This is a genomic window from Ruminococcus callidus ATCC 27760, assembly GCF_000468015.1.
In the GTDB taxonomy this organism is placed as follows: Bacteria; Bacillota; Clostridia; order Oscillospirales; family Ruminococcaceae; genus Ruminococcus_C; species Ruminococcus_C callidus.
The window spans coordinates 1-2,494 of record NZ_KI260374.1; the positions used below are offsets into that span (position 1 = coordinate 1).

At 55.4% G+C, this 2,494-nt stretch carries 2 protein-coding genes and 2 tRNA genes; all 4 read right to left on the reverse strand.

Going from position 1 to position 2,494, the window contains the following annotated elements; genetic code table 11:
- Positions 1 to 430 precede the first annotated feature (430 nt).
- Positions 431 to 505: transfer RNA gene (locus RUMCAL_RS06045), tRNA-Glu, on the reverse strand.
- A gap of 3 nt (positions 506 to 508) precedes the next feature.
- Positions 509 to 585, reverse strand: a tRNA-Met gene (locus RUMCAL_RS06050).
- A gap of 192 nt (positions 586 to 777) precedes the next feature.
- Positions 778 to 1,131, reverse strand: a complete 354-nt coding sequence (gene spoVAE, locus RUMCAL_RS06055) for a stage V sporulation protein AE (protein ID WP_040647268.1) — start codon at positions 1,129 to 1,131, stop codon at positions 778 to 780.
- Positions 1,132 to 1,318: 187 nt separating this feature from the next.
- A complete protein-coding gene (locus RUMCAL_RS06060; protein ID WP_021681770.1) occupies positions 1,319 to 2,353 on the reverse strand; it encodes a stage V sporulation protein AD in 1,035 nt (344 codons plus the stop codon).
- Between the last annotated feature and the right edge of the window lie 141 nt (positions 2,354 to 2,494).

The window sequence follows — 2,494 nt, forward strand, 5'->3', positions numbered from 1 at the left end:
AGTCAAGCCTACGGCTTGCCAGCTCAGCACAAGGTACGCCCTTCGGGTGCCCTAAAGGAGAGCCTTATTCACAAGCTTGCAAACGCCATATCAAATAAAGTTGACCGTTTACACAAGTAACGCCTTAGAAAAACAACACTGCAAATACAGGCAAGGGCAACAACCGGCGTTGGCGAGCCTCAGGCGAACAGCGAGGTACGAGCGAATTCCGCCGGACGGTTTCGACATGGTAAAGCTACACTTCACGAGGGAACCCCTACACATTCCAAGAGGTGCATCTAAGGAAACACTCCAGTCACCCCTTTCTGGAAAGGCTTATGCAATCACCCGCAAAAACATAAGGCAATACCGCACAAAGAGCGTCTGGCGACTTGCGGTATTGCCATAAAAAAAGAGCAAACCACATTTCGTGATTTGCTCTTTTCTGCGTTGGTGACCCGTACGGGAATTGAACCCATGATTCCGCCGTGAAAGGGCGGCGTCTTAACCTCTTGACCAACGGGCCATATGGTAGCGGCAGCAGGATTCGAACCAGCGACCAATCGGGTATGAACCGAGTACTCTAGCCAACTGAGCTATGCCGCCACATCGAAACAGGTTTCGTTCAGTGCTTTTTGTTTACTCCTGAATTCCTGCGACTATGATAGTATACTACATTTTCGGATAAATGTCAAGCACTTTTTTGAAAAACGGCAATTTATACAACTGTACAACAAAATCAAAATTAATTCTACAGCATGTTGCATAAATTCCGAGGCTGTTTCGCTGAAAAAAGACCTATTTTTGCTTCGGGCGAAAAATTGCGGCACAGACGACACCGAACACCATTGCCGCAGTGATGCCGGCGGAAGATGCAGTCAGACCGCCCATGAAGATGCCCAGCAGTCCCTTTTCGTCCACGGATTCCCGCACGCCCTCTGCCAACAGGTTCCCGAAGCCCGTCAGCGGCACGCTGGCACCGCCGCCTGCCAGTTCCACCAGTTTCGGGTAGATGCCTACTGCCGACAGTGCCACGCCGGCAACCACATACGCCGTGAGGATTCGTGCCGGTGTCAGCTTGGTGTAGTCGATCAGCACCTGCCCCACGGCACAGAGTGCACCGCCAACCAGAAATGCCCAGAATAGATCCATTGCCATTGTTGTTCCTCCTATTCATCGCCGCAGAAGTGTCAGGGCAACACCGCACAAAGCTTGTGCGTAAGATGCGTTGTCAGATTTTTTGGCAGATTGCTAGAAATTCCGCAGGCATACTTTCGTATGACAAGGGATTTCTGGGCAATATGGCGGAAAATCTGTACGCAGATTGCATGCAAAGCCGTCAGGCGGGCTTTATGCAGTGTTGCCTTAATTCTACCAAATGCGAAATACCCGGAATGCTCTCGCCCTGCTGAGAAGCAGTAGGGGACATCAGGGCACCGGTTGCCGCAAACAGGATCTGCTTCATGGCTCCGGTTTGCAGAGCCGGCAGAAAGTGCCCGCACAGCATGCTGGCACTGCACCCGCAGCCAGAGCCGCCGGCGTGAGTGTCCTGCGTTTTCCGGTCGTACAGCATTGCACCGCAGTCCCGATGCACCGCAGAAATATCATAGCCCTGCTTCATCACCAGATCGCAGAGCAGCTCGCTGCCGATCAGCCCCAGATCGCCGGTGACAATGGCGTCATACGTGTCCGGTGCTGTGTTGGTGCCTTTGAAGTACCGGACAAGGGTATCTGCTGCCGCAGGAGCCATTGCTGCTCCCATGTGGTTGGCATCTGTCACGCCCAGATCTACCATGGTGCCAATACAGCCGCCGGTGACACACACGCCGTCTGGTATGCCGTCGGGCTGCTGTAGGATCACGGCTCCGGAGCCGGTGCATGTCCACTGTGCTGTAGGCGGACGCTGCCCGCCGTAGGACAGGGGAAACCGGAACTGACGTTCTGCGGTGGAGAAGTGGGAAGATGTCACGGCGGCAGTGTACTCGCCTACGCCGCCGGCTGCCAGAAACGATGCCAGCAGCAGCCCCTCCGCCATGGTGGAGCAGGCCCCGTAAATGCCCAGCAGGGGAATCTCCAGCGGACGCATGCCGTAGGTAGAGCCGATGCACTGGTTCATCAGGTCGCCGGCACAGATGCAGGAGAGGTCGCTGTCCTGTAAGCCGCACTTATCCAGTGCCAGCTGGACGGTTCGCCGCTGCATCACGCTTTCCGCCTGTTCCCATGTGTCCTGTCCGAAATGAGCGTCCGGCTCCACGCAGTCGAAGCAGGCACCGAAAGGACCGTCGCCCTCTTTTTGTCCGACGGTGCTGGCGTAGCTGATGATGCGGGGCGGCTGGGCGTATTGGAATACGCCGCGGGATAAATTGCGTACCATTCGAATCACCTCGCGGATAGTATGTGTTGGTTTCGGAGAATTATGCAAAGCATAGGCGGCGGGTCGCCGCTGACCTTACGCCCCAGTTTCAAGTGTAAAAAGGGTAATGTTACGGCGGCGGCAGCCGCCTGTTCGCCCCGC

What these genes read in the sequence shown, in the direction of transcription:
- RUMCAL_RS06060 (WP_021681770.1), bottom strand. Translation starts at nt 2,353, where the DNA reads ATGGTACGCAATTTATCCCGCGGCGTATTCCAATACGCCCAGCCGCCC.
- spoVAE (WP_040647268.1), bottom strand. Translation starts at nt 1,131, where the DNA reads ATGGATCTATTCTGGGCATTTCTGGTTGGCGGTGCACTCTGTGCCGTG.